Source organism: Pseudomonas sp. GW101-3H06 (assembly GCF_059424605.1).
The window spans coordinates 5,501,569-5,527,721 of record NZ_JBWKZO010000001.1 but is presented as its reverse complement, the minus strand read 5'-3'; the positions used below and the strand labels follow the sequence as shown (position 1 = coordinate 5,527,721).

22 protein-coding genes and 1 pseudogene are annotated in these 26,153 nt (G+C 59.1%); 2 read left to right on the top strand and 21 right to left on the bottom strand.

Features of this window, described 5'->3' with window-relative positions:
* Positions 1–151: 151 nt before the first annotated feature.
* From yacG to AC07ZE_RS25340, 5 genes and pseudogenes are all read right to left on the bottom strand, one after another.
* Positions 152–352: a DNA gyrase inhibitor YacG gene (yacG, locus tag AC07ZE_RS25360; RefSeq protein WP_060543361.1), complete on the bottom strand. Its 201-nt coding sequence runs from the start codon at positions 350–352 to the stop codon at positions 152–154.
* Complete coding sequence (gene coaE, locus AC07ZE_RS25355; RefSeq protein WP_207267094.1) at positions 349–972, bottom strand: dephospho-CoA kinase; 624 nt, start codon at positions 970–972, stop codon at positions 349–351. Before coaE ends, yacG begins: the two co-directional genes overlap by 4 nt.
* Positions 969–1,841: a prepilin peptidase gene (locus AC07ZE_RS25350; RefSeq protein ID WP_207267093.1), complete on the bottom strand. Its 873-nt coding sequence runs from the start codon at positions 1,839–1,841 to the stop codon at positions 969–971. Before AC07ZE_RS25350 ends, coaE begins: the two co-directional genes overlap by 4 nt.
* A gap of 1 nt (position 1,842) precedes the next feature.
* Positions 1,843–3,060 (bottom strand): type II secretion system F family protein, encoded by a 1,218-nt coding sequence (locus tag AC07ZE_RS25345; protein WP_207267092.1) that lies wholly within the window; start codon positions 3,058–3,060, stop codon positions 1,843–1,845.
* A 2-nt stretch (positions 3,061–3,062) separates the two neighbouring features.
* A pseudogene (locus AC07ZE_RS25340) lies at positions 3,063–3,249 on the bottom strand (type IV-A pilus assembly ATPase PilB); the annotation flags it as partial.
* 291 nt (positions 3,250–3,540) lie between these two features.
* Between AC07ZE_RS25340 and AC07ZE_RS25335 the strand changes: the two are divergent.
* Positions 3,541–3,960: a pilin gene (locus tag AC07ZE_RS25335; protein ID WP_207267091.1), complete on the top strand. Its 420-nt coding sequence runs from the start codon at positions 3,541–3,543 to the stop codon at positions 3,958–3,960.
* 309 nt (positions 3,961–4,269) lie between these two features.
* Positions 4,270–4,626 carry a BON domain-containing protein gene (locus tag AC07ZE_RS25330; protein ID WP_207267090.1) on the top strand — a complete coding sequence of 119 codons (357 nt, stop codon included), beginning with the start codon at positions 4,270–4,272 and terminating at the stop codon, positions 4,624–4,626.
* Positions 4,627–4,898: 272 nt separating this feature from the next.
* On the opposite strand, the gene AC07ZE_RS25325 is transcribed toward AC07ZE_RS25330, so the two are convergent.
* The 16 genes from AC07ZE_RS25325 to dksA all read right to left on the bottom strand — a co-directional run bounded on the left by AC07ZE_RS25325 (position 4,899) and on the right by dksA (position 25,846).
* Positions 4,899–5,195, bottom strand: coding sequence for a DUF2845 domain-containing protein (locus tag AC07ZE_RS25325; protein WP_207267892.1), 297 nt, complete (start codon positions 5,193–5,195; stop codon positions 4,899–4,901).
* Positions 5,195–8,146 carry a DUF748 domain-containing protein gene (locus AC07ZE_RS25320; protein ID WP_207267089.1) on the bottom strand — a complete coding sequence of 984 codons (2,952 nt, stop codon included), beginning with the start codon at positions 8,144–8,146 and terminating at the stop codon, positions 5,195–5,197. Before AC07ZE_RS25320 ends, AC07ZE_RS25325 begins: the two co-directional genes overlap by 1 nt.
* Positions 8,147–8,239: 93 nt before the next feature.
* Positions 8,240–9,256, bottom strand: coding sequence for a class I SAM-dependent rRNA methyltransferase (locus tag AC07ZE_RS25315; RefSeq protein ID WP_207267088.1), 1,017 nt, complete (start codon positions 9,254–9,256; stop codon positions 8,240–8,242).
* A gap of 158 nt (positions 9,257–9,414) precedes the next feature.
* Entirely contained in the window at positions 9,415–10,287 is an 873-nt protein-coding gene (locus AC07ZE_RS25310; RefSeq protein ID WP_207267087.1) for an oxygenase MpaB family protein, read from the bottom strand.
* A 142-nt stretch (positions 10,288–10,429) separates the two neighbouring features.
* Complete coding sequence (gene acs, locus AC07ZE_RS25305; protein ID WP_207267086.1) at positions 10,430–12,367, bottom strand: acetate--CoA ligase; 1,938 nt, start codon at positions 12,365–12,367, stop codon at positions 10,430–10,432.
* A 213-nt stretch (positions 12,368–12,580) separates the two neighbouring features.
* Positions 12,581–14,245 carry a glucose-6-phosphate isomerase gene (gene pgi, locus AC07ZE_RS25300; RefSeq protein WP_207267085.1) on the bottom strand — a complete coding sequence of 555 codons (1,665 nt, stop codon included), beginning with the start codon at positions 14,243–14,245 and terminating at the stop codon, positions 12,581–12,583.
* Positions 14,246–14,468: 223 nt separating this feature from the next.
* Positions 14,469–14,849: an aspartate 1-decarboxylase gene (panD, locus tag AC07ZE_RS25295; RefSeq protein ID WP_003228271.1), complete on the bottom strand. Its 381-nt coding sequence runs from the start codon at positions 14,847–14,849 to the stop codon at positions 14,469–14,471.
* Between the two features lie 154 nt (positions 14,850–15,003).
* Positions 15,004–15,864, bottom strand: coding sequence for a pantoate--beta-alanine ligase (gene panC, locus AC07ZE_RS25290; protein WP_207267084.1), 861 nt, complete (start codon positions 15,862–15,864; stop codon positions 15,004–15,006).
* Positions 15,861–16,661 (bottom strand): 3-methyl-2-oxobutanoate hydroxymethyltransferase, encoded by an 801-nt coding sequence (panB, locus tag AC07ZE_RS25285; RefSeq protein ID WP_207267083.1) that lies wholly within the window; start codon positions 16,659–16,661, stop codon positions 15,861–15,863. The genes panC and panB overlap by 4 nt, the downstream gene beginning before the upstream one ends.
* Positions 16,662–17,025: 364 nt before the next feature.
* The gene (gene folK / locus AC07ZE_RS25280; RefSeq protein ID WP_207267082.1) at positions 17,026–17,511 is read right to left on the bottom strand and encodes a 2-amino-4-hydroxy-6-hydroxymethyldihydropteridine diphosphokinase; all 486 of its coding nucleotides are present in this window, start codon (positions 17,509–17,511) and stop codon (positions 17,026–17,028) included.
* A gap of 3 nt (positions 17,512–17,514) precedes the next feature.
* Positions 17,515–18,915, bottom strand: coding sequence for a polynucleotide adenylyltransferase PcnB (locus tag AC07ZE_RS25275; protein ID WP_095196567.1), 1,401 nt, complete (start codon positions 18,913–18,915; stop codon positions 17,515–17,517).
* A gap of 735 nt (positions 18,916–19,650) precedes the next feature.
* Positions 19,651–21,090: a sigma-54-dependent transcriptional regulator gene (locus tag AC07ZE_RS25270; RefSeq protein WP_207267081.1), complete on the bottom strand. Its 1,440-nt coding sequence runs from the start codon at positions 21,088–21,090 to the stop codon at positions 19,651–19,653.
* A 22-nt stretch (positions 21,091–21,112) separates the two neighbouring features.
* Positions 21,113–24,067, bottom strand: a complete 2,955-nt coding sequence (locus AC07ZE_RS25265; RefSeq protein ID WP_171017157.1) for a sensor histidine kinase — start codon at positions 24,065–24,067, stop codon at positions 21,113–21,115.
* Positions 24,051–24,227, bottom strand: a complete 177-nt coding sequence (locus AC07ZE_RS25260; RefSeq protein WP_003176118.1) for a hypothetical protein — start codon at positions 24,225–24,227, stop codon at positions 24,051–24,053. Before AC07ZE_RS25260 ends, AC07ZE_RS25265 begins: the two co-directional genes overlap by 17 nt.
* Positions 24,228–24,304: 77 nt before the next feature.
* Positions 24,305–25,201, bottom strand: a complete 897-nt coding sequence (gene gluQRS, locus AC07ZE_RS25255) for a tRNA glutamyl-Q(34) synthetase GluQRS (protein WP_207267080.1) — start codon at positions 25,199–25,201, stop codon at positions 24,305–24,307.
* 204 nt (positions 25,202–25,405) lie between these two features.
* Positions 25,406–25,846, bottom strand: a complete 441-nt coding sequence (dksA, locus tag AC07ZE_RS25250; RefSeq protein WP_207267079.1) for an RNA polymerase-binding protein DksA — start codon at positions 25,844–25,846, stop codon at positions 25,406–25,408.
* Between the last annotated feature and the right edge of the window lie 307 nt (positions 25,847–26,153).

The window sequence follows — 26,153 nt, the reverse complement described above, 5'->3', positions numbered from 1 at the left end:
TCGGTATTGGAACACGCAGGGACTGTTGCACTCTTCATGCAACCCGAAAGAAGTATAGCACTCGCTAGCATGCTGATTATTAGGTGTCAAGATCAACAAGCCTGGCGCCTTGCGTTGATTGACGGCGCAGTTACGTCCCTGACGGTCGGGATCAGTGACGCGGGTCGAAATCGCCGCTGAACAATTCATCCTCGGCATCCGGGGCTACGGGAATCTTGTGCTCTTCCGATGCCCAGGCGCCCAGGTCAATCAGTTTGCAACGGTCGGAACAGAACGGCCGGAATTTGCTTTCGGGGCTCCATTCGACCGGGGCGCCGCAGGTCGGGCATTCGACGGTTGGGATCTGGCTCATGACTGGCCTCCACGCAAAGTAAGGTAAAAGTGATGCAGGCGTTCGACCTCGCTGTGTAGCCAGGCGAGGTCGCGGTCGTTGACCACGACCTCGTTGGCATGGCTCACGCGATCCTGGCGACTGGACTGGGCCTTGAGGATCGCCTGGACCTGCTGTTCGCTGGTCTGGTCACGCTGCAGGGTGCGTTCGATCTGTAGTTGTTCGGGGGCATCGATCACCAGCACCCGCTGGGTCATGGCGTACTGGCCGGATTCGATCAGCAGCGGCGAAACCAGAATCGCGTAAGGTGATTTTGCCAGCGCCAGATGATGAGCGATTTCCTCGGCGATCAGTGGATGCAGCAAGGCTTCCAGCCAGCGGCGTTCATCCGGCACTTCAAAGATCAGTTTGCGCAGGGCCGCGCGATCGAGTTGCCCGTCGGCCTGCAACACGCCGGGGCCGAAGTGTTCGGCGATCTTCGCCAATGCCGGCCGGCCCGGCTCCACCACCCAGCGCGCGGCTTGATCGGCGTCGACAACGTGCACACCGAGGTCGATGAAGTGTTGGGCCGCCGCACTTTTGCCGCTGCCGATGCCGCCGGTCAGGCCGAGAATCCAGGGTTTTTCCACAGGGGTATTCATTTCAAACCGACAAACTGCCAATAGAGGTCGGTTATTTGACCACCCCAGAGCAAGGCAATCCAGCCGGCAATCGCCAGATAAGGGCCAAAGGGGATCGGCGTCGAGGTTTTTGCCTGGCGCAGGCGCAGGTAGATCACGCCGATAACGGCCCCCACCAGGGACGACAGCAGGATGGTCAGTGGCAAAATCTGCCAACCGCCCCAAGCGCCAAACATCGCCAGCAGCTTGAAGTCGCCATGGCCCATGCCGTCCTTGCCGGTGAGCAACTTGAACAGCCAGAACACCGACCACAGCGCCAGGTAGCCGGCAATGGCACCCCACAATGCGTCATGCAGCGGTACGAACAAACCGAGACTGTTGACGATCAGCCCCAGCCACATCAACGGCAGCACCAATACATCCGGCAGCAGTTGATGTTCGGCGTCGATCAGGCTCATGGCCAACAGGCCCCAGGTCAAAAGCAGCGCCATGCACGCCTGCCAGCCAAAGCCGAAGTGCCAGGCAACGAATGCCGATAACAGACCGCAGGCCAGTTCGGTCAGCGGATAGCGTTTGCTGATCGGTGTCGCGCAGGCTGAGCAACGCCCTCGCAGAAACAGGTAACTGAGCAGCGGGATGTTTTCCCAGGCACGAATCCGGTGACCACAAGAGGGGCACTGAGAGTGGGGCAGCAGCAGATTGTAGGTGGGCAACGGTGTTTCGCCGGACAGGCCGAGGATCTCGTGGGCTTGTACGCGCCATTCGCGGTCGAGCATTTTTGGCAGACGCCAGATCAGCACGTTGAGAAAGCTGCCAACCAGTAAGCCCGTCAGACCGGCGATGACGACGAAGGCTAGCGGAAAGTGGGTCAGGATTTCGTTCAAGGGCATGTCAGATCGCTGCACCGAGTTGGAAGATGGGCAGGTACATCGCGACCACCAGTCCGCCGACGATAACACCCAACACCACCATGATGAACGGTTCCATCAGGCTGGTGAGGTTATCGACCATATTGTCCACCTCGTCCTCGTAAAAGTCCGCGACCTTGTCGAGCATGTCATCCAGTGCGCCGGACTCTTCACCGATGGCGGTCATCTGAATGGCCATGTTCGGAAAAATACCGGAAGTGCGCATGGAAAAATTCAACTGCATGCCCGTCGCAATGTCTTGCCTGATGCGCAGCACTGCACGCTTGAATACGATATTGCCAGTGGCGCCGGCTACCGACTCAAGGGCTTGCACCAAGGGGACACCGGCGGCGAAGGTGGTCGACAGAGTGCGGGCGAAACGGGCGACGGCGGACTTGTACATCAGGGTCCCGACCAGCGGCAGTTTCAGCAGCCTGGCATCCGTTCGATCGCGAAAGCCTTGCGACGTCCTGAAGGCGTGGCGAAACGCGAAGATGGCCACGATCAGCCCGCCGAGCATCATCCACCACCCATCCTGCATGAATTGCGACAGGCCAATGACCATCACGGTGAACGCGGGTAGTTGGGCGCCAAACCCTTCAAACACCGACTGGAACTGCGGCACTACTTTGACCAGCAGAATCGCGGTCACGATGATTGCCACGAACACGACCACCAGCGGGTAGGTCATGGCTTTCCTGATCTTGGCTTTGAGGCTTTCGCTCTTTTCCTTGTAGGTCGCCACCCGCTCCAGCAAGGTATCCAGGGCGCCGGCCTGCTCCCCGGCATCCACCAGGTTGCAGTACAACTCATCGAAATACCGGGGCTTTTTACGCAGGGCGGCGGCGAAGCTGTTGCCTGCCGCGACTTCCTGTTTCAACTCATCCACCAGGGTGCGCATGGCCGGGTTATCGAAGCCTTCGGCGATGATGTCGAACGACTGTAACAACGGCACGCCGGCTTTCATCATGGTCGCCATCTGGCGCGTGAACAGGGCAATGTCCTGCGCCTTGATGCGCTTGCCCAGGTTGAACAGCGAAGTGGTTTTCTTGCGCACCTTGCCGGGGTTGATGCCTTGCTTGCGCAACTGCGCCTTGATCAGTGCCGGGTTTTGACCGCTCAACTCGCCGGTGACCTTGGTGCCTTTGCGGTCAGTGCCTTCCCAGGCATACACACTGATTTTTGCTGCTTTGACCGCCATGTTCAGTCCTTGGTGACCCGGTTGATTTCTTCAAGGCTGGTGATGCCTTGCATGGTTTTGAGCAAGCCTGCGGTGCGCAGGTCGTTGCAGTGTTCGCAGCCGACCGGCTCATAGATCGTGAATATGCCGATGCGTTCCTTGGGGGAAGCCTTGGTTGAGCAACGCCCCGCGAGGCGATTGCGCGCGCTTGTGTCAGTGAGCAGCCGGGCCAGGACCATTTGCTTGGCCTGGCCGCTGAGGGCAATGTCATTCATTGGACGACCGGACGAAGACAGTTGGAAGACTTATAGCCTACTCAAGCGATGGAACCAAACCAGCGACGCAAAGGTGACAAAAATCGTCAGATAGTGCGGATCCTGGGGGGAGGAAAGGGCGGTGTGGCGATCATGCCACCCGCCAACAGGGGATGTGGCGCTTGGCATGGGCTGTGCTGAGACAGTTTCAGATCATGAGATTTCGACTCATGCACGGAGGCTGTCAATGAACATTCAAAAAGGTTTTACCCTGATCGAGCTGCTGATCGTGGTGGCGATCATCGGGATTCTGGCGACGTTTGCGATCCCGGCTTATTCCAAGTACCAGGCGCGGGCGAAGGTGACGGCGGGGCTGGCGGAAATTTCCGCGTTGAAGGTGCCATTTGAGGATCTGATGAATCAAGGAACCGATCCTGATCTGACGAAAGTGGGCGGTACTGCGACAACCTCCAACTGCACAACGACAGCTTCGGGTAAAGCCGCTGATGGAACGGGCACAATTGGTTGCACAATCCTGAATGCGCCGGGTCCGGTGTTGAACAAAACCATTACCCTGACGCGAGCGGTGACGGGCTGGAAATGCGCCACTACCGTCGACCAGGAGTTTGCGCCTAAAGGCTGCGAAGGCGTTGTCCCTAAGGTCTGATTCCTCATCCGTTTGCCTGATACCCCGCCTCTGGCGGGGTATTTTTTGTTCGCCGCCTTCAAATTCCGAGTGCTGCGGAAAAATCCCGACAATTCATGGCGTTAGGCCTTCCCCAAAACCCGCAACTTGCATGTAGAGAATGGCCGAGTCATGCAAATTGCATGATTCCGAAAAACAAGATGTTTAGTAACTAAATGATTTATAAGGGATTATTGCCAGTCTCAAAGTTGGCACAGCGTTCGCAATATCTCTGGTAACCCTGCTGAAAAGAAATCCAGCAGACTTTCCAGAAAAACAGGAGTTACTCGTATGAAGAAGTTCGCTATCGCTGCCGCCACTGCAACCGCGTTGACCCTGACCATGACTAACGCAGCCTTTGCACAGTCCACTCAGGCGACTCAGGCACCCATGATGCTGGCCGCCGGTGAAGTCACTGAAGCGAAAGAGGATGTTTCCGATACCTGGATCACTACCAAAGTCAAAGCAGACCTGGTTACCGAAAAAGGCATTCCGGGTACCGATATCAAGGTGGAAACCAACAAAGGCGTTGTGTCCCTGTCTTCCACTACCACAGTCACTGATAGTCAGAAAGCCACCGCGGTGAAAATCGCCAAGAACATCAAAGGCGTCAAAGCGGTTTCCGCTGACGGCCTGAAAGCCGAGTAAAGGCAAGGCTTCTCGCCTGGACTGGGAGAAGGCGCGGCAGGCGGGCCGAGATATACGTCTGTCGCATCTTGAGGAGTTCATGCGAACGGCCATAAGGATGTGGCCATTACAGGCCCCGGCATTCGTGTCGGGGCCTGTTCTATTCCAAACAGCACAAATCAATGTGGGAGCGGGCTTGCTCGCGAAGAGGTCGGTACATCATCCACATCTCCTGAGATTGGAATTCCGTCTTCGCGGGCAAGCCCGCTCCCACATTAGATATCTGACTGGCTTCAGTTACCGCGTTTGCTGGTGATCTGCACCAACCGATTCCCCTCGAACCGCAGATACTGATACATCCCGCCGTTCGGCCCGTAAGTCCATTCTTCGACCTGAAACTCTTCCCGTCGATTGGTACTGCGCTTGTAACCCAGCAGATCGCGGCTGACGGGGTCACCACATTTGTGCAGCACTTCGCTCGACCGGTCACCGACACTGATCAATTGGCTGCCGCAGCGCAAAGTATCCGCCGCCCAGGCCTGGTTCGCCGTCAACGCCAACATCAATGCGAGCAACCGCCGCTTGCCCATCATTCGGCGTCCAGATGCATGGGCGTCACCACCTTGCCGTCCTTTTCCGCTTCGCCTAATTGGGCATCAATGAAGTACACGCGGTCATCGGCCAGTTGACCCTTGTCGACCAGATAATCCTTTATGCTGCTGGCGCGTTCCTGGCCCAACTCGCGCAACAGCACTTCGCTGGAACTCCAGAACTGGATCACGCCCTCGCGCATCTTCGCGGTGCGTTCTTCTTTGCCCAGGTCTTTCCATTCGGCAGGCGGCTGGGTTTTCAGACGTGTGCGGTAGATGCCTTCCAGCAGCGGACCTTTCTCGCTGTCAGGCACTTCCAGCAAAGCAGCTCTCGCCGGTACCTTTTCACCGCGCCGCTGGAGCATTTTGTAGTAGTTGTATTGATACTCCCGCTCAAGGCGTTGCTCGGCAATCAGTGGGCCGTCGCTACTCTTGGCCGCGGTGCCTTCGATTTCCAGGCGCAGGGCCGGGCGTTCCTTGAGGGCCTTGGACAGCTTGACCAGGGCCGCTTCCGCGTCCTTGCTCAGCTCGCTTGAGCCCGGCGCGAACGACACGCTGCCCAAATCTTCCGACCCGCCACCGGCCACCAGTCCACCAATGAGTTTGAAGGGCGCGGCGGCCGCCTTGACGATCAGGTTGCGCAGGGTCTGCCAGACAATCGGCATGACGCTGAACTGCGGGTTGTTCAAGTCGCCGGACACCGGCAGTTCGATGGAGATCTTGCCGTCGACATCCTTGAGCAAGGCAATTGCCAGCTTCAGCGGCAGGCTCACGGCGTCGGGGCTGTCGACTTTCTCACCCAGTTGCAGCTGCTCGACCACCACTTTGTTTTCGGCCTGGAGCTGGCCCTTGGTGATCTTGTAGTGCAGGTCCAGATTCAGCCGGCCCTTACGGATGCGGTAGCCGGCGAACTTGCCGGAGTAGGGGGTCAGCGTAGTCAGTTCCACGCGTTTGAAACTGGTGGCGATGTCGAGGCTGGCCATCGGGTCGAACGGGTTGACCGAGCCCTTGATGGTCACGGGCGCATAGCGATCGACCTTGCCCTTGACGTCGACGCTGGCCGGTTTTGCCTGTCGGCTGTCGATGGTACCGATCTGACCGTTGAGTTGTTGAACGGCGGTGGCAAAGTTCGGCGTCAGGCTGAAGTCGGCGAAGTTGGCCGAGCCGTCGTTGATGGCGATCCCACCGATGTGGATGCCCAGCGGTTTTTCCTGGCTGGCGGGTTTGGCGGCAGCGGTCTTGGCGCCGGTATCGGCCGGTTGCGGAATCAACAGATCATCAATGTTGGTGGTGCGGTCATCGTTGATCATGAAACGTGCGTAGGGCTGCATCAGGTTGATCTTGTCGATCGACAGGCTGTCACCGTGTTCATAGTTCAGGCCTTCGACCACCACCTGCTGCCACTTGAGAAAGTCACGGGTTTTCAAGGTGTCCAGGGTATGCAACTGATCGACCTGGGCGCGTCCGGTGACGCTGAGGGCCAGTGGTTCGGTGCTTTTCAGGTTGACCGCCAGATCACTGCCGAGCATGCCGCTACGCAGTTCCAGGCGGATGAACGGGTTGATATAGGACTGGGCTACGCGCAGATCGATGTCCTTGGTCTGCACATTCAGTTTGGCGCTGACCGGGGCCAGGTTGACCTCGCCATCGGCCGTGATCTTGCCTTGCTTGCCCACGCCTGTATCGAGCTTGAGCGTAAAGGGCGAACCATTGAGGCTATCGAATTTTTGCAGGTCCAGATTCAGCGGTGCCAGTTCCAGTTCCACGGCGGGTTGCGCCTTGCGGTCCGCCAGGTGCACTCGGTAGTCACGCAGTTGCACATCGTTGAGCAGCACTTGCCAGGGTTTGGCGGGCGGCGCAGGTTCGGGCTTCGGTGAGTCGGCGGCCGCCGGGGTGCTGGGTGGTTCGGCATTGGCTTTGGCGGCGGGCTTGGACGGTTGGCTGGCGAACAGTTTTTGCCAGTCGAGTTGGCCATCGGCTTCCAGGGCTGCCCAGGTTTCCAGTTTTTGGCTGCGAATCTTGCCGACGACGACTTGCTGTTTGGCCAGGTCGATGGTGGTTTCGCTGACATCCAGTCGTTCGAGTCTGGCCAGTGGCCGACCGTCCGGAGCTTTGATGGCGAAGGGCGCGACACTGACGGCGACGTTGCTCAGCAGCAGTTCGGTTTCCTTGGACAGGTTGAGTTTGTAATCGGTGCTGAGGCTCATAACGCCGTCTTCAAGGACCAATGGCACGGCATCGCGCACATAGGGCCAAAAGGCTTTCATCTTGCCATCGGTGATCTTGAGCTTACCTTCGGAAGCGATCGGGATCAGGCTGAAGTTGCCGGTCCAGTCGATCTGTCCACCATTGGGACCGATGGCCACCAGTGTCATGTCAGCACTGTCCTCGGGCAGGGTGCTGAGATTCTTCAGCTCGAAGTCGAGTTTGTCGTAGAGGAACTCGATGGGCTCGCTTGGACGATCATCCTTGAAGTGAATGGCTCCGCCGGCCAGTTTTATCCGGTCAATGCGCAGTGGGAAAGGCTTGGCATCGGGATCAGCCGGCGTCGGTTCGCTCTGTGGCAACTTGAACAACCCGATCAGATTGAGTTTGCCGTCCTTGCCGAAAAGAATCTCGGTCTTGGATTTTTCCAGCTCGATATCCGACAGATGCAGCGCCTTGGTCCACAGGCTGTCGAGTTGCAGGTTGGCGTACAAGCGTTCGAAGCCGACCTGTTCCTTGCCGGGCTCACCGATGTTCAGGCCCCAAAGGGTCACTTCGAGGCTGAACGGGTTGAGTTCGATTCGCTGGATCGTGGCAGGTGTCGTCGCGTAGTTGGCCAATTGCTGGTTGGCTACTCGCAAGGCGATACCCGGCAAAATCAGAAAGCCCAACAGGCTGTAGAGGGCCAGAACAGTCAACAGGGCGCCAACGGCGCGGATCAATCCTTTGTACATGCGTGGCTTCATCTGTCTGAATCGGAGTGCCTTGGAGTATGGCACGCGATTCCGGTTCCGAAGCAATCACCCGATTCAGGATTTTTCGGATTTTTCTGAAATGAATCAGAGCTGCAGGATCAGGGTTTTCAGTGGCGGTTGCTGATCCAGCGACGGGAAATCAGCCCCCGGTTTCATGACCGTCCACTCACGCACCGGCCGCCCGGCTTTCTCAGCGCAACGCAAAACCTGTTCGCGCCAGTCGTCCATGCTGACTTTCGCCAGATTGTTGCAGCAGATCAGCACACCGTTGTCGGCTGTGGTGAGCAGCGCCGGTTTCAGCAGGCTCTGATAGTCGCGCAGCAGGTCGACGGTGCCGAACGCGCTCTTGGCCCAGGCCGGTGGATCGAGCAGCACCAGATCGTACTGACGCTGTTCCAGGCGCTGATAGCTCGGCAACTTTTGCCCGCGACGCTGGCTGATGGGCAGGCCGGCCAGTTGGCGGATGGCCGGGAAATAGTCGGACTGGACGAACGCCATGGTCGGCAGCTGTGGGTTGAGCAGGCCGTTTTCACGACCGACCGCCAGGTTGCCTTCGGCGAAGTCCAGGTTGCACACCTCGCGGGCGCCACCGGCCGCGGCGCTGAGGCCGACGCCACAGGTGTAGGCGAACAGGTTGAGCACGCTTTTGTTTTTGCTGTGCTCCTTGACCCAGCCGCGGGTGTTGCGCAGGTCGAGGAACAGTAGCGGGTCCTGTCCGGCGTGACGCCCGCGTACCCGGTAATTGAGGCCCCATTCGTGGCCGACCAGGTCTTGCAGGGCAGCTTCTTCGGCGCGGTAGACGTTGTCTTCACGGTCGATGCGTGAATTGCCACGGGAGCGGTCGTTGTAAACCAGCAGGCTTTCAAAGCCCAGGTACTGGTTGATGGTTTCGTGCAGTTGCAGCAGCGCATCGCGCGCCAGCGACTGGTGAAAGCTCTGCACCATCAATTGCGGGCCATAGCGGTCGATGGTCAGCCCCCCGGCGCCTTCCTGGCTGCCATGGAACAAGCGATAGCAATCGGTGCCTTGCCCATGCAGTTCGGCAAGCAGGTCCTGGCGATGTTCGAGGGCGGCGCGCAGCGCCTGGTTCAAGGAAGACATGCTGGGCGCCTTGCAGGAGGAATTTGGCGCGGGAGTTTAACAGCTTGGCACTGAGCCGAGGTGCTGCCTTCGCGAGCAGACTCGCTCCCACACTCATTTGATGAACGACACACATCCACTGTGGGAGCGAGCCTACTCACGAAGCTTTTGAGTGTTGTTCAATTGAGCAAGCCCATCCGCCGCTTGGCCCGCTGAACCGAACCATTGCGCACAGCCCAGCGTAGCATCGGCGCGCTGCGATTGACGCTGGCGCGGATCAGCTTGCGCTGTAGCGGGCTTTGTCTGACACCGAGCATGTCACTGGCCCAGTCCGGCAGCAGATCGATCCCGGCCTGCATCATGAGGCCGCCGAAGGGTTTGGCCAGACGGCTGGGGGACGGGGCATTCAACAACAGTCGCAGCACTTCGCGACTGCGTTCGTCGCACAAAAGCTGCGGCCTGATTCGCTCAAGGTAATTGGCAACTTCCTGTCGGGAACGGGGTACGCTCCGGGCACCCAGGCGTTCGGCCACCAGCGCGATTTCTGCGTAATAGCGATCCTGATCGACCAGGGACAGCTGCGGGTTGCGATAGCGCAAATGAGCAGTGAGAAAGTTACTGACTTCTGCTACGTGCACCCAGGTCAGCAGATCGGGATCGCTGGCGGCGTAAGGCCGGCCATCGGGTGCCGTGCCGTTGATTTGCAGGTGAATGGTGCGCACTTTCTCGATCAGCCAGTCAGCGTCCTGACGTGAACCAAACGTGGTGCCGGAAATGAACTGACCGGTGCGACGCAGCCGGCCGAGCATGTCCTCGCGAAAGTTGGAGTGATCCCACACTCCCGCCAGAGCCAACGGATGCAGGGATTGCAACATCAGGGCGCTGATGCCACCGATGAGCATGCTGCTGAAATCACCGTGCACCTGCCAGCTCACCGAATCAGGCCCGAACAGGCCGGGATCGCCCTTGGGGTTTTCCAGGTCGAGTTTGCCCAAAGACAGACCGGTGAGACTCATGATTTGGGTTTCGATGCGGCGGCGGATGAATTCCATGGTGACCCGGTGATTTTCTCTGGGAGCGAGCCTGCTCGCGATGGACGTTAACGATAACGCGTATTTTCAAGAAGCCCACGTTATCGTTAACGCCCATCGCGAGCGATCGAGCGTCGACCGGCTGCTCCACAGAGAGCGTGCATTATTGGTTCAAGCGTTTGTCGATCAGTCCCTGCACCACGTTCGGGTCGGCCAGAGTCGAGGTGTCGCCCAGGCTGTCGAGCTCGTTGCAGGCAATCTTGCGCAGAATACGTCGCATGATTTTACCGGAGCGGGTTTTCGGCAAGGCCGGTGCCCACTGGATCAGGTCCGGTTTGGCGAAGCTGCCGATTTCCTTGCTGACCATCGCCAGCAGCTCTTTCTTCAGCTCGTCGCCGGTTTCGACGCCGTTCATGGGGGTGACGAAGGCGTAGATGCCTTGCCCTTTGACGTCATGGGGGTAACCGACCACGGCGGCCTCGGCGATGCTGTCGTGCAACACCAGGGCGCTTTCCACTTCCGCAGTGCCGATGCGGTGCCCGGACACGTTGATCACATCGTCAATGCGCCCGGTGATCCAATAGTCGCCATCTTCGTCGCGGCGAGCGCCGTCACCGGTGAAATAGTAGCCGGGATAAGGCTTGAAGTAGGTGTCGACCATCCGTTGCGGGTCACGGTAGACGCTGCGGATCTGCGCCGGCCAGCTGGATTTGATCGCCAGCACGCCACTACCGGCGCCTTTGATTTCCTTGCCGTGCTCGTCGAGCAACACCGGTTGCACGCCGAACATCGGTTGCGTGGCGCAGCCGGGCTTGATGCGTTGGGCGCTCACCAGGGGGCTGAGCATGATGCCGCCGGTTTCGGTCTGCCACCAGGTATCGACAATCGGGCAACGCTCTTCGCCAACTGTGTGGAAGTACCATTCCCAGGCTTCCGGGTTGATCGGCTCACCGACGGTGCCGAGTAGTCTGACGCTGGCGCGGGACGTTTCCTTTAGCGGTTCAGGACCTTCACGCATCAGGGCGCGCAGGGCGGTCGGGGCGGTGTAGAAAATATTGACCTTATGCTTGTCGATCACTTGCCAGAAACGTGAGGTACTCGGGTAATTCGGCACGCCTTCGAAGATCAAGGTGGTGGCGCCATTGGCCAGCGGACCGTAGACGATGTAGCTGTGGCCGGTGACCCAGCCGACATCGGCGGTGCACCAGAAGACCTCACCGTCGCGGTAGTCCAGCACGTATTTGAAGGTCATTGCCGCTTGCAGCAGGTAGCCGCCGGTGGTGTGCAGCACGCCTTTGGGTTTGCCGGTGCTGCCGGAGGTGTAGAGGATGAACATCGGGTCTTCGGCGCCCATCGGCTCGGGTGGGCAGTCGTCGCCGACATCGCGCAGGGCCTGGTGATACCAGAGGTCTCGGCCTTCGACCCAGTTCACCTGATTCTGTGTGCGCTCGACCACGACCACAGTGCTGACATCCGGGCAACTTTGCAGGGCTTTATCGACATTCTGTTTGAGCGGGATGAATTTGCCGCCGCGCACGCCTTCATCGGCGGTGATCACGGTGCGGCAGTCGGCATCGAGAATGCGGTCGCGCAGGGAATCCGGGGAAAAGCCGCCGAACACGACCGAATGAACTGCACCGATGCGTGTACAGGCGAGCATGGCGTAGGCCGCTTCGGGGATCATCGGCATGTAGATGCACACCCGGTCACCCTTCTTCACACCACGGCTTTTGAGCACGTTGGCCAGACGGCACACGTTGTGATGCAGTTTTTTGTAGGTGATTTGCGTCGATTCGGCGGGATCGTCGCCCTCCCAGATGATCGCGATTTGGTCGCCGCGTTTTTCCAGATGCCGGTCGATGCAGTTGTAGCTGACATTCAGCTCTGCCCCGGCAAACCAGCTGGCCTCGCCGGTTTTCAGGTCATAGCGCTGGACGGTGTCCCACGGTTTGCTCCAGTCGAGAAAACGGCTGGCTTGTTCGGCCCAGAACGTACTGGGGTGTTCGATGGATTCGCGGTACAGGCGGTGGTAGTCGTCTTGACTCAGTTGTGCAGCCCGGCGGACGGCATCGGCTTTGGGGAACGTGCTGATATCGAACATGACGGTTCCTTATTCTTGTTATGCGACAAAGATAAAGATGCGCCGAGCAGTGAAAGGGTTCAAGTCAGACGCCGCAGCAAGTGTAGGCGGCGCAAAACAACTGTGGGAGCGGGCTTGCTCGCGAAGGCGGTCAGACATCCAACAATAATGGTGAATGTGAGATCGCTTTCGCGAGCAGGCCCGCTCCCACAGGGGTAGCAGGGTTGGTTTAGATCAACCGCGGTGACGACCACGGAAGTAGTTGATCAGCCCTTGAGTGGACGGATCTTCGGCCGGTGTTTCTTCGCTGCCGACCAGGCGGTTGTAGACGCCTTTGCCCAGTTCCTTGCCCAGCTCCACGCCCCACTGATCGAAGGCGTTGATGCCCCAGATCACGCTTTGCACGAAGACTTTGTGCTCGTACATCGCCACCAGCGCGCCGAGGCGACGCGGGCTGATACGCTCGACCACCAGGGTGTTGCTCGGACGATTGCCCGGAATCACTTTGTGCGCCGCGAGTTTCTTCACGTCGGCTTCACTCATGCCTTTGTCGCGCAGTTCAGCCTCGGCTTCGGCAAGGGTCTTGCCAAGCATCAGCGCCTGGCTCTGAGACAGGCAGTTGGCGTACAGCCACTGGTGGTGGTCGGACACCGGGTTGAAGCTGACGATCGGCACGATGAAGTCCGCCGGAATCAGTTGGGTGCCCTGGTGCAGCAACTGGTGGTAAGCATGCTGGCCGTTGCAACCGACGCCGCCCCAGATCACTGGGCCTGTGTCGGTGGACACTGGCGTGCCGTCCTGACGAACGCTCTTGCCATTGGACTCCATGTCCAGCTGTTGCAAGTGCTTGGTGATGTTACGCAGGTAGTGGTCGTACGGCAGGATCGCATGGCTCTGCGCACCCCAGAAGTTGCCATACCAGACACCCAGCAAAGCCAGCAGCACCGGCATGTTCTGTTCGAACGGCGCACTCTGGAAATGCTGGTCCATGGTGTAGGCACCGGACAACAGCTCCTTGAAGTTCGACATGCCGATGGCCAGGGCGATAGGCAGGCCGATGGCCGACCACAGTGAGTAACGGCCGCCAACCCAGTCCCACATCGGGAAGATGTTCTCTTCACGGATACCGAAAGCCACGGCGGCGGCATTGTTGCTCGATACGGCGATGAAGTGACGATACAACTCAGCTTCCGAGCCGCCCTGGGCCAGGTACCAGGCACGGGCGGCCTGGGCGTTTTTCAGGGTTTCGAGGGTGTTGAAGGATTTCGACGAGACGATGAACAGCGTGGTCTCGGCGCGCAGCTTCATAGTCAGTTCGTGGAATTCACTGCCGTCAATGTTCGCCAGATAGTGGCAGCGCACGCCCTTCTGAGCGTAGGACAGCAGTGCTTCGGAAACCAGCTCGGGGCCGAGGAACGAGCCACCGATGCCGATGTTCACCACGTCGGTGATCGGTTTCTCGGTGTAACCGCGCCACAGACCGTCGTGGATGCGCCCAACGAGGTCGGTGATCTGGTTCAGCACCTTGTGCACTTCAGGCATCACATTGACGCCATTAACCGACAGTTTGTCGCCGACCGGACGACGCAGGGCCGTATGCAACGCCGGGCGACCTTCGGAGGCGTTGACGATTTCGCCGTCGAACAGCGCCTTGATCGCGCCCTTGAGGTCGACTTCATTGGCCAGGCCCACCAGCAGATTGCGGGTCTCGGCGTTGATCAGGTTTTTCGAATAATCGAGGAACAGGCCGCAGCTGCTGAGGGTGAACTGGGTAAAGCGCTGCGGATCGGCATTGAAGGCCTCGCGCATGCTGAAATCCTGCATGGCTTGGCGGTGGTCATTCAACGCTTGCCAGGCGGGCAGAGCGGTCACGTCGTGAGGAGTGCGGTAATACGCCATCGCTGCGGGTTTCCTTTTTACTTGAACGGCCTTTAGAACACTAAAAATCCCGGCGCGCTGTGGATGGGCGTCCGGTCAACTGCGTCGACACGATTTCATGGCGCAGGGCGAATACAGTAAACCCCGCGCGGTGATCTGTCTTGACTTTGTCTGACCTGTTTCCGGTACTTTTTTAACATCGAAGTTAGGAACGTCCGACAAACGGAGGCGCGACAGGCTTCGATCAGGCGACCTGGACCGGAATGGCGTTGCTGGTGTGGCTCAGTTCATTGCCCGGTGCCATGTAGAGCATGCGTGGCTTGAAGTTGAGCAGCTCGGCTTCGCTGTAGTGGGCGTAAGCGCAGATGATCACGCGATCGCCGACCTTGGCCTTGTGCGCCGCGGCACCGTTGACCGAGATCATGCGTGAGCCTTCTTCGCCGCGAATGGCGTAGGTGGTAAAGCGCTCGCCATTATCGACGTTGTAGATCTGGATCTGTTCGTACTCACGAATGCCGGACAAGTCCAGCCATTCGCCGTCGATGGCGCAGGAACCTTCGTAATCGAGTACAGCGTGGGTGACTTCGGCGCGATGCAGCTTGGCTTTGAGCATGATGGCGTGCATGAGTGTTTTCCCAGGTCGGTATCGGATTGTGGACACTGAAACAGTTCAAGTGTGGGAGCGAGCCTGCTCACGAAAGCAGCGGATCAGTCAACACGGTTGTTGAATGGCATACCGCATTCGCGAGCATGCTCGCTCCCACATTGTTTTGTTGGGCTCAGATGGGCGTATCGAGATTCAGGTGCAGGTTGTCGATCAACCGCGTCGTGCCCAGGAACGCCGCCACCAGAATCACCAGGTCCCGGTCCTCGGGAGTCGCCGGACGCAAGGTCAGCGCGTGGCGGATTTCCAGGTAATCCGGACGCAACCCGGCAGCTTCGAGATGTTTGATCTGCGCATTGATCAGCGCCGGGAAATCCCGCTCACCCTGTTTGATCGCATCGGCAATCTGGCTCAAGGTGCGATAGACAACCGGTGCAACGGCGCGTTGCTCTTCGCTTAGGAATCCATTGCGTGACGACAATGCCAGGCCATCGGCGGCGCGAACGGTCGGCTCGCCAATGATCTGGATCGGCATGTTCAGGTCGTGGACCAGGGCGCGGATCACCGCCAGTTGCTGGAAGTCTTTCTGGCCGAAAATCGCCAGATCCGGCTGGACCATGTTGAACAACTTGCTGACCACTGTCGCCACGCCTTCGAAATGCCCCGGACGGCTGGCGCCGCACAGGCCTTCGGACAATTGCGGGACGCTGACGCGGGTCTGGCCGGACATGCCGTCGGGGTACATTTCTTCAACGGTTGGCGCGAACAGCAGGTCGCAACCGGCCTCGAGCAGTTTTTCCTGGTCGGCCGCGAGGGTGCGTGGGTATTTGTCGAGGTCTTCGCCGGCGCCGAATTGCAGCGGATTGACGAAAATACTCGCGACTACGAAATCCACCCGCTGGGTGGCCTTGGTAATCAGCGCGATATGCCCGCTATGCAGGTTGCCCATGGTCGGCACGAAGCCGATACGTTTGCCTTCGCCACGGGCGCGGGCCACAGCGGCCCGCAATTCACGTACGGTTTTTACGGTGTTCATGCAGAAAATCCGTGTTCGATGCCAGGGAAGGTCGCCGCTTTGACTTCAGTGACGTAAGCGCTCAAGGCCGCCTGAATGCTCTCTTGGCCGGCCATGAAGTTCTTTACGAATTTGGGCACGCGACCGGTGATGGAAAGGCCCAGCATGTCGTGCAGGACCAATACCTGGCCGTCGGTGCGGTTGCCGGCGCCGATACCGATTACCGGGATTTTCACCGCTTGAGTGATTTCTTCGGCCAGTTCGCTTGGCACGCACTCAAGCAACAGCATTGCCGCGCCGGCCTGTTCCAGTGAAATCGCGTCGGCACGCATCTGCCGCGCCTGGTTTTCATTGCGGCCCTGGACCTTGTAACCGCCGAGGATGTTCACCGATTGCGGCGTCAGGCCCATGTGTGCGCATACCGGAATGCCCCGCTCGGCGAGCAGGCGAATCGAGTCCGCCAGCCACAATGCGCCCTCGACCTTGACCATGTGCGCGCCAGCCTGCATCAGCAGGGCGCTGTTGGTCATGGCTTGTTCGGTAGTGGCGTAGGCCATGAAGGGCAGGTCGGCGAGGATCAACGCATCAGTGTTACCGCGTTTGACGGCGGCTACGTGGTAAGCCATTTCGGCGGTGGTGACCGGCAGGGTGCTGTCGTGACCTTGCAAAACCATGCCGAGGGAGTCGCCCACCAGCAGCACTTCGACGCCAGCCTGATTGCAGGCGTGGGCGAAGGTCGCGTCATAGCAGGTCAGCATGGTGATTTTCTCACCTTTCTGCTTGAGGCTCTGGAGCGTGGTCAGGGTGATGGCTGGCATGTCAAAAAATCCTCGTTCAGGCGCTATGGAAACTACTGCGAGTAACGCGCGTGATTCGTCATCTACTCAGGCGCACGGTCTTCTGTCGTGCTTATAAGGCCTGGATTGCGCCCTTGTGTGCCGGGTTGGCGGCATCGGGACGCCTATAGTCGTGAGGAGAACTCGGGAAGTCAATTGCGTGTGTTACCGCATTGTTACGAGGAAGGTGTTACCGAAGGGGACTGATGCGTTTCAGCAGATTCTGTAGGAATAATGCAAACCAAATGTGGGAGCAGGCTTGCTCGCGAATGCGGTGTGTCAGTCGGCATCAATTCTGACTGACACACCGCATTCGCGAGCAAGCCCGCTCCCACAGGGTGTAGTGTCAATTTGCAGGGAGGCGCTCCAGCCCGACGAACGGGCAGGCAGCAAGCAACTCCGTGAGGCTGCGACCGTCGGGCAGACGCAGCTCCGCAGGCGCCAACTCCGCCAATGGATACAGCACAAAGGCCCGCTCCTGCATATGGTAGTGCGGGACTTTGAGGCGAGGTTCGTCGATCAGTCGGTCGCCGAACAGCAGGATATCCAGATCCAGCGTGCGTGGGCCCCAGCGTTCAAGACGCTCACGGCCTTGCTCGTTCTCGATGGCTTGTAGCGCATCAAGCAAGTCCAGCGGCGTTAGGGTGCTGTCTAGGGCGGCGACCGCGTTGGTGTAACGCGGTTGGCCGGCAAGCAGCGAGTCGCTTTGATAAAAGGCGGAAACCCCGATCAGTTCCGATTGCGGCAGCTGTGCCAGTGCGGCGACGGCGCTGCGCAGCTGTTCGGCGGGAGCCGCCAGGTTGCTGCCCATGCCGATGTAGATGCGTTCCATGGATTACTCGCCCGTGGTGCTCGAAACGCCCGCGGCACGCTTGCGCTTGGAGCCACCGCTACGGCGACGTTTGCGCGGTGCGCCAGTGCCTTCGTCCTTGCCGCTGAGGTCGCGGATCATGTCGCGACGCTCACTGTCGTTGGCGTCCTGATAGTCCGTCCACCATTCGCCCAGGCCATCGGTCTGCTCGCCCGCACTTTCACGCAGTAACAAGAAATCGTAACCGGCGCGGAACCGCGGGTTATCCAGCAACAGGTCGGCACGTTTGCCGCTGCGCCGTGGCAGACGTTCCTGCATGTCCCAGATCTCGCGGATCGGCATGGTGAAACGTTTTGGAATCGCGATGCGCTGGCACTGTTCGGCAATCAGCTCGTGAGCCGCTTCCTGCATCGCCGGAATCGGCGGCATGCCACGTTCCTGCAGGCGCAGTACTCGAGCCGGAAGGGCTGGCCACAGCAGGGCGGCAAACAGGAACGCCGGGGTCACCGGTTTGTTCTGCTTGATCCGCAAGTCGGTATTGATCAGGGCTTCGCTGATCAGTGTATGGGTATAAGTCGGGTTGTATTCCAGCGCCTCGGCACTGGCCGGGAAAAGTGGATCGAACAGTTGCAGGTCGACCAGCATTTCGAAAGTGTCCGCGGCATGGCCGGAGAGAAACAGTTTGAGGACTTCTTCGAACAGACGGGCCGCCGGGATCTCACGCAGCATCGGTGCCAGATCACGGATCGGCAGGGCGCTGTGTTTTTCGATGCCGAAATTCAGCTTCGCCGCGAATCGCACGGCCCGCAGCATTCGTACCGGATCTTCCTGATAGCGTTGTTTCGGATCACCGATCAGACGGATCAGGTGATTGCGAATGTCGTGCACACCGTTGGCGTAGTCGAGGATGCGCTCGCTGACCGGATCGTAATACAGGGCGTTGATGGTGAAGTCGCGGCGTTGCGCGTCTTCTTCCAGAGTGCCGTAGACGTTATCGCGCAGGATGCGTCCGCTCTCATTGCGGGAAGACTGGTTACTGTCTTCTTCCTCATCGTTTTGCGGGTGATTGGCGCGGAAGGTCGCGACTTCGATGATTTCGCGGCCAAAGTGGATATGCACCAGTTTGAAGCGCCGGCCGATGATCCGCGCGTTGCGGAATTCGGCCCGGACCTGTTCAGGGGTGGCACTGGTGGCAACGTCGAAGTCTTTCGGCGTGATACCGAGCAGCATGTCGCGCACGCAACCGCCGACCAGGTAGGCCTGGTAACCGGCGCCCTGCAGGCGTTCGACGATGTTCACCGCGTAACGGCTGAATTGCGCCTTTTGCAGCGAGTGTTGGCCGCTGTTGAGCACTTCAGGCGTGCTGCGGATATGTTGCGTACGACGCAGGGGAGTACGGAATGACTGGAACAGCTTCTTCAGCATGGGATGCACTGTTTGAAGGAATGTTCGGCCAAAACGAAGAATGACCGCATGATGGGCGGGGATTCTAGCATTTAGTCGGGGGATGGTGTAGGACGCAGCAGATATGAGCTGTAAGCCGCACGTTTCAAGGTGGAAACAGGGGGGGGCGTAAGGTGGTTTTGAATCGCGGAAACTACAAGGGGAGCCGAAGCTCCCCAAGAAGTAGTTGCATGCTCTATTTTTGTTATTGGTTTCGGGCTTCTTGTTTTTGTTGAGTGCCCTAGCCATGAAGCTTCCTTCATGACCCTCCCAATCGGGAGCCAAGAGCAAACGGATTGCTTTGGTCGCTGAATTGCAGTGATCTCTCGATCCAACCAGTACAGGCTCTGTCTTATGACAGTTTTTTGTTGTTCTCGGCCTGGTCGTGGGGCAAGCCCCAAATACAACGCCTCTCCAAAAGAATCAGTTAGCTGCGCCTCTCGCCGTCTTGTTTTTATTGTGCGTGAGTCGATTCGTCTTATTTTTATTGTCTTGTGCATTGCTTGTTATTGTTCTTGTACCAAACATATAGCAGGGTGCATGCCAACTTTTGCAAAGGCCAGTAAAACAAGGGGTTAGGCGGTCTGAAGGGATAAGTGCAGGCGAAAAAAAGCCGGGGTTTCGTTACCGTAAGCCCCGGCTTCTGTTACGTGAAAAAACTGAGGTAACAGTTTTTTCACAAAGTCACGCGTTACCCGCACATCAGGCAGGGACGGTTCAGCTTTCGCTGGCGACCCCAGTCTTGCGCCGTGGAATGCCCAGGCGTTGACGGCGCTCCCACAGGCACTTGCGACTAACCCCGAGTTTGCGGGCCAGTTCGGTTTCGGTCATGTGGTCCTGATGCTCGAGTACGAAATGCTGGAAGTAGTCTTCCAGGGACAGGTCTTCGGTCGGTTCGTGGTTGTTGTTACCGGCGTTGCTGCTGCCCTGTTGCGGGGGTAGGCCGATGAATTCGTCGTCTTCCAGATCACCCAGTTCGATATCGATACCCAGCAGCTCGGCGGAAATCTCCGGGCTCTCGCACAGGATAACGGCGCGCTCGACGGCGTTTTCCAGCTCACGAACGTTACCCGGCCAGGAGTAATGGCGAATGGCTTGTTCCGCGTCCGGAGCGAATTTCAGGTCGGTGCGGTTGATCCGCGCGCTCTGCCGTGCGAGGAACGCATTGGCGATTTCGTTGACGTCGGCACCGCGCTCGCGCAGGGCTGGCAGTTTCAGGGCGATCACATGGAGGCGGTAGTACAAGTCTTCACGGAACTGGCCGATCTTTGCCAGGCTCTTGAGGTCGCGGTGAGTCGCGGCGATCAGGCGCACATCGACCTTTTGCGACTGCACTGAGCCGACCCGGCGAATCTCGCCTTCCTGGAGAACACGCAGCAGTCGGGCCTGGGCTTCCAGTGGCAGTTCACCGATTTCGTCGAGGAACAAGGTGCCGCCGTCCGCTGCTTCCACCAGGCCGGCGCGCCCGGCGCTGGCACCAGTGAACGCGCCTTTTTCGTGGCCGAACAGTTCGGACTCGATCAGGCTTTCCGGAATGGCTGCGCAGTTCACCGAAATCATCGGTGCCTTGGCCCGCTTCGACAAGTTGTGCAGTGCACGCGCCACCAGTTCTTTACCAGTGCCGGATTCGCCCTGGATCAGGACATTGGAGTCAGTCGGCGCGACTTTACGAATCTTGCCGTACAGATCCTGCATCGGTGGGCACGAGCCGATGATGCCGATTTCGCCGTTGCTGTTATCGATGCCCGGTTTTGCCGCGCCATTGGCGACTTTGCCGGCCACGGGTTCACCGCTGGCTTGCACCGATTGACGATCGCGCAGGATTCGCGCGACCGCCTGGAGCATTTCGTCATGATCGAAAGGCTTGGCGATGTAATCCACCGCGCCCATCTTCATGGAGTCGACTGCCGAGCGCAGGCTGGCGTAGCTGGTCATGATCAGCACCGGAGTGCCCTGACCCAGTTTGATCAGTTCGGTGCCCGGTGCGCCTGGAAGACGCAGGTCACTGACGATCAGGTCGAACGTGGGAATGGTGAAGCGTTCTTGTGCTTCCTGCACTGAACCGGCTTCGCTGACCTGATACTGGTTGCGTTCCAGCAGGCGGCGCAAGGCGGAGCGGATAATTGTTTCGTCTTCGACGATCAAAATGTGCGGCATTGATTCGATACTCTCGACGGTCTCAGTTCACAGCGGACGTCGCTTCGACATGACGCGGTAATGTCACCCGGATACGGGTGCCGCGTTGGCTCTGAACATCAGCCGGGCTGTCGATGGTGATTTGTCCATAATGCTCTTCAACGATGGAATAGACCAGTGCAAGGCCCAGACCGGTACCTTCGCCCGGGTCCTTGGTGGTGAAAAAAGGTTCGAACAAACGATCCATGATGCTCGATGGAATCCCGCTGCCTTCGTCTTCCACGATCAGATCGACCGTGTGTTCGCCGGCTTCGCTCTTGACGCGCACTGCACTGCCTGGAGGCGAGGCATCACGGGCGTTCGAGAGCAGGTTGATCAGTACTTGGGCGAGCCGCTGCGGATCGCCTTCGACCCAGTGATCGGGGTCGCATAGATTGTAGAACTGCACTTCGAAATTGCGTCGGTTCAAGGCCAGCAGGCCAATGGCGTCCTGGGCGACTTCCGCCAGACAGACGGGCTCATCATTGTGCTGATGGCTGCCGGCATGGGCGAAGCTCATCAGCGACTGGACGATGCGTGACACGCGTTTGGTCTGTTCGAGGATCTGCCCGCTGATTTCCTTGAGTTCGCCGTCTTCTTCGCGCTCTTCGCGCAGGTTTTGCGCCAGACACGCAATGCCGGTAATCGGGTTGCCGATTTCATGGGCCACGCCGGCGGCGAGGCGGCCAATGCTGGCCAGGCGCTCGGAGTGCACCAGTTTGTCTTCAAGCATCTGGGTTTCGGTCAAGTCTTCCACCAGCAGCACCAGGCCACTGTTACCCGGCGCGAGCGGCTCGTCGATCGCTGCTTTGTGCAGGTTCAGCCAGCGGGTCTGACCGTCGAGGGCGAGGTGCTGCTTGTGCAAGTGCTCGTCCGGGACATTGATGAAACCTTGCAGCAACTCCTTCCACGGGTCGGCAATGGTGCTCAGGCGCGAACCGACCACCCGTTGCGCAGCGATACCGGTCAACTCCTCCATGGCTTTGTTCCACATGAGGATTTCCTGGTCCTTGGCCAGCGAACAGACGCCCATTGGCAACTCCTGCAGGGTCTGGCGGTGATAGCGGCGCAGGGCATCGAGTTCGGCGGCCAGCCCGGTCAGGCGCGAATGGTAATCCTCGAGTCGGCTTTCGATGAAGTGGATGTCCTCGGTGACATAGTTTTCGCCGCCGGCCTTGTACGGCAGGAAGGTTTCGACCATGTCCTGGGCTACGCTCGGTCCCATCAGGCCGGAAAGGTTGGCCTCGATGCGATCACGCAAGCGACGCAAGGCGTAAGGCCGGCGCTCGTCGAATGGCAGATAGAGATCGCGCAGAGCCTGTTCGACTTCTTTTTGCGCAGCCTTGGCACCCAGCGGTTTGGCAAGCTGTGTGGCGAATTCCTGAGGCGAGGCGGCGTGCAGTTCGCGGCGTTGCGGGCGACGCACGTTGTCCACGGCACAGGCTTCCGCGGCGCTGGCCTCTTCGGTGCTGGCGTTGGTGAACAGCGAGATCAGGGTGAACATCAGCACGTTGGCGGCTAGCGAGGCAATCGCCGCCATGTGCCAACTGGTGTCGTCCAGTACATAGATCATGTTCAACAGCGGGATGTAGAAGCCCTGCAGATTGCCGACCAACGGCAGCAGCATGGTTACCAGCCACACCAGGATCCCGGCCAGCAAGCCGGCGATGAAGCCACGGCGGTTGGCAGTTGGCCAATAAAGGACCGAGAGCACGCCCGGCAGAAACTGCAAGGTGGCAACGAACGCGACGATGCCGAGGTTGGCCAGGTCTTGCTCGGCGCCCAGTAACAGGTAGAAACCGTAACCGGCCATGATGATCGCGACGATCAGTGCCCGACGCGTCCATTTCAGCCAGCGGTAGATATTGCCTTCCGCCGGTGGCTGATACAGCGGCAGCACCAAGTGGTTCAGGGCCATACCCGACAGCGCGAGGGTGGTAACGATGATCAGACCGCTGGCGGCGGACAGCCCGCCGATATAGGCCAGCAACGCCAACGCCTGGCTGTTGGCGGCAATGCCGATGCCAAGCGTGAAGTATTCCGGGTTGGTGGTAGCTCCGAGTTTGAGCCCCGCCCAAAGAATCAGCGGTACCGCGAGGCTCATCAACAACAGGAACAGCGGCAAGCCCCAACTCGCGCTGACCAGCGAGCGCGGGTTGAGGTTCTCGGTGAACGTCATGTGGTACATGTGCGGCATCACGATCGCCGAGGCGAAGAACACCAGCAGCAGCGTGCGCCACGGGCCTTCCTGTAACGGCGTGTGCAGGGCGGCGAGGGCCGTCTGGTTTTGCAGTAACCACAGCTCCAGCTGTTGCGGGCCGTCGAACACACCGTACAGCGCATACAGTCCGACACCGCCGAGAGCGATCAGCTTGATCACCGATTCGAAGGCAATCGCGAAGACCAGGCCTTCATGTTTCTCGCGGGTGGCGATGTGCCGGGAACCGAAGAAAATCGTGAATAGCGTAATGAGCGCGCAGAAACTCAGGGCGACGCGATGCTGCACCGGCTCACGGGTAAGGATCCCGATTGAATCGGCCACCGCCTGAATCTGCAACGCCAGCAACGGCAGTACGCCGACCAGCATGAAAATCGTGGTCAGTGCGCCGGCCCAGGTGCTGCGGAAGCGAAACGCGAACAGGTCCGCCAGGGACGACAGCTGATAAGTGCGGGTGATCTTCAGGATCGGATACAGCAATACCGGCGCCAGCAGGAATGCCCCGGACACCCCGAGGTAACTGGACAGGAAACCGTAACCATACTGATAAGCCAGGCCCACGGTGCCATAAAACGCCCAGGCACTGGCATAGACCCCCAGCGACAGGGTGTAGGTGAGCGGGTGGCGAATGATCGCCCGGGGGATCATGCCCCGTTCGCTGATCCAGGCCACGCCGAACAGCACCGCCAGGTACGCGGCACTGATCAGGATCATCTGGGTCAGGCTAAAGCTCATCGGCATCTTTTTGGCTCTGCAGGATGAAGGTCACGACGATCAGGATCAGCCAGAGCAGATAAGGGCGATACCAGGCGCCAGTGGCGTCGATCCACCAATCCATGATGGCTGGGGAAAACAGATAAATCCCCACTACCAGGAGCAGGACCAAGCGATAGATGTACATCCCGGCCTCTCTTTTTTATGCGCGTGCCCGAAAACGTGCGGCGATGGTAACGGATGGGCGCGACACTGCAAGCACGATCACTGTAGCTGCGCCTCGGGCAGGCTCAGTGTGCGCGGGATACGGCTTGCATCCCAGTGAGCGATGCCCCAGTTCAACACTTCCCTTGGTGTGCCATCAGCCAGTTCGGTATCGGGAGTCTGCCCCAGTGCACGCAAGGCGCGCAGCAACAGTGGTGTGGCCTGATCTTCGGTCAATGGCGGCGAGCGATAGGACTTGCCGAGCTTGTTGCCATCGGGTTGGGTAATCAGCGGGATGTGCAAGTAACGCGGTTGCCGCAGGCCGAGCAGTTCTTGCAGGTACAGCTGTCGTGGCGTGGAGTCCAGCAGGTCGGCGCCGCGCACGATATCGGTAATGCCTTGCCAGGCGTCATCCAGCACCACCGCCAATTGATAGGCGTAGAGCCCGTCACGGCGGCGAATCACGAAATCGCCGACATCCCGGCCCAGGTGTTGATGGAATTCACCTTGCACGCGGTCGATGAAGTGGTAATCCAGTTCGGGTACACGTATCCGGATCGCCGCATTTTCGGTGGCATGCCCGGCATTACGGCACAGCCCCGGATAGATGCCATGGTACGGCTCCAGTTGCTTGCGCGAACAGGTGCACGCGTAGGCCAGGCCGTGATTGAACAGGCGATTGAGTGCTTCGGCGTAGGCGTCGTGTCGGTCACTCTGGCGGACCATCTCACCATCCCACTCGAAACCATAGCTCTCCAGCGCCTTGAGGATCGCCGCCTGGGCGCCGGGCTCTTCACGGGGCGGGTCGAGGTCTTCCATGCGCATCAACCAGCGGCCACCCACCGAACGTGCGTCGAGGTACGAAGCCAGTGCGGCGACCAGCGAACCGAAATGCAGGTGACCACTGGGGGTAGGGGCGAAGCGCCCGATGTAGGTGGGGCTGACGATGGTGGTCATGAAGGCAGTGCTACTTTTTCCAGACTTGCGCTAACCAGCCTGTGGGAGCGGACTTGCTCGCGAAAGCGGTATGTCAGTAAAAATGGTCGTCGACTGACACACTGCTTTCGCGAGCAAGCCCGCTCCCACAGGTTTTTTCGCCGAGGCGAATGTCAGAAACAAAAACGGAGCGTTCGCACGCTCCGTTCTTCGTTCAAGCCGTTATTACTTGCCGACTTGCTTTTCCTTGATTTCCGCCAGGGTCTTGCAGTCGACGCACATGTCGGCGGTAGGGCGGGCTTCCAGGCGCTTGACGCCGATTTCGACGCCGCAGGACTCGCACCAGCCGTATTCTTCGTCTTCGATCAGTTGAAGTGTCTTGTCGATCTTCTTGATCAGCTTGCGCTCACGATCGCGCGCTCGCAGTTCGAGGGCGAACTCTTCTTCCTGGCTGGCACGGTCTGCCGGGTCAGGAAAGTTGGCCGCTTCGTCCTTCATGTGATCAACCGTGCGGTCGACTTCCTGCATCAAGTCCTGTTTCCACTTGTTCAGGACCTTGGTGAAGTGCGCGCGCATGGGCTTGCCCATGTATTCCTCACCCTTGGTTTCAACGTAGGGTTCGAAGCCGCTGATCGACTGGTTTTGCTGCTTTGCTTGGGTGGACATGAAATAGACCGCCTCTACTCTTGTAATCCATCTGCGCAGGATTGCTCCATCACCGGCACCCGCCGGCCCTGCGGCTGCAAGCGGGCGAACTTACCAGATCAAGTCAGAGCGCGCTACTCCCGGATGTCGAGGCCACGGCCTGCGATGCTTGCAAGTGATGGCAAAGCGCCGTCTGGTGGCTCTGGAACCCTGATCAATTATTCATTTTAGTCAAACCTTGGGCGCTCGCTCGAGTCGATTTGGGTCTGGGTTATACGGCTCTGACCGCTTTAGGCTCTCGCTCGTTCCTGCGCTTGGGTAGAATCGA